This window comes from Paucibacter sp. PLA-PC-4, from assembly GCF_026241155.1.
Lineage (GTDB): Bacteria > Pseudomonadota > Gammaproteobacteria > Burkholderiales > Burkholderiaceae_C > Roseateles_E.
Window position 1 is genome coordinate 1 of the sequence record NZ_JAPFGP010000061.1, and the last position, 1,000, is coordinate 1,000.

The following is a 1,000-nucleotide window of genomic DNA, read 5'->3' on the forward strand; positions in this document are numbered from 1 at the left end:
TGGCGATCGCATCGAACTGATCCATCGCGATCACGCAATACTGACCCACAGCTAGAGGCTACCCCAAGGTGCCTGCGTCAGTAGATTGGGTTTGATTCTCTTCGTTGGATGAAGCTCCTTTCTTGCGTGGGTTGGGCCTGTTCCGCGTGGCCGCCGTTGAACTGCTGTGCTTGAAGCGCCAGGACTCGTTGCCGGTCTCGACGATGTGGCAGTGATGAGTGAGCCGATCCAGCAGCGCCGTGGTCATCTTGGCGTCGCCGAAGACGCTGCTCCATTCGCCGAAGCTCAGGTTGGTGGTGATCGCCACGCTGGTGTGCTCGTAGAGCTTGGACAGCAGGTGGAACAGCAGTGCGCCGCCGGCCTGGCTGAACGGCAGGTAGCCCAGCTCATCCAGGATCAGCAGGTCGGCGTACATCATTCGGTGCGCGATCTGGCCGGCCTTGCCGGCCGCCTTCTCGGCCTCCAGCGCATTGACCAGTTCCACCGTTGAGTGGAAGCGCACGCGCTTGCCGTGACGTTGGATGGCCTCCACGCCCAGCGCTGTGGCCAGGTGTGTCTTGCCGGTGCCGGGTCCGCCGATGAAGACGACGTTGTGCGCGGTTTCGGTGAAGGTGGTGCTATGCAGCTTGCGCACCAGCGCTTCATCGACGGTGCTGTTGCCGAACTCGAACCCTGCGAGGTCGCGGTGCGCGGGGAAGCGCGCGGCCTTCATCTGGTAGCCGATCGAGCGCACCTGTCGCTCGGCCCCTTCGGCCTTCAGCAACTGGTCCACCAGAGCCTCAGGCTCCAACGCAGCGTGGCGGCAGTGCGCGAGCAGCTCGGGCCAGTTGGCGGCCATGCCGTGCAGCTTGAGCGCCTTCAGGCGCGTGACGATCTCGGTGCTCATGGGCGTGCCTCCCTCAGTCGGTCGTAGCGCTGTACATCGGCGCGGGGTTCTTCCTTCAGACTCGGGGCGCCGGTCTCGATCGGTGCCACCTGGCCGTCCTTGAGCCGGGCCAGC

The 1,000-nt window shown here is 64.6% G+C and carries 1 protein-coding gene; it reads right to left on the minus strand.

The genetic code is table 11. The features are described 5' to 3' along the window. Nucleotides 1–58: 58 nt before the first annotated feature. Nucleotides 59–886: an IS21-like element helper ATPase IstB gene (gene istB, locus OOZ63_RS28880; RefSeq protein ID WP_266009330.1), complete on the minus strand. Its 828-nt coding sequence runs from the start codon at nt 884–886 to the stop codon at nt 59–61. Nucleotides 887–1,000: the final 114 nt, after the last annotated feature.

Excerpts from the sequence above, each read along its gene's own strand:
- istB (WP_266009330.1), bottom strand. The coding sequence starts at position 886 with ATGAGCACCGAGATCGTCACGCGCCTGAAGGCGCTCAAGCTGCACGGC.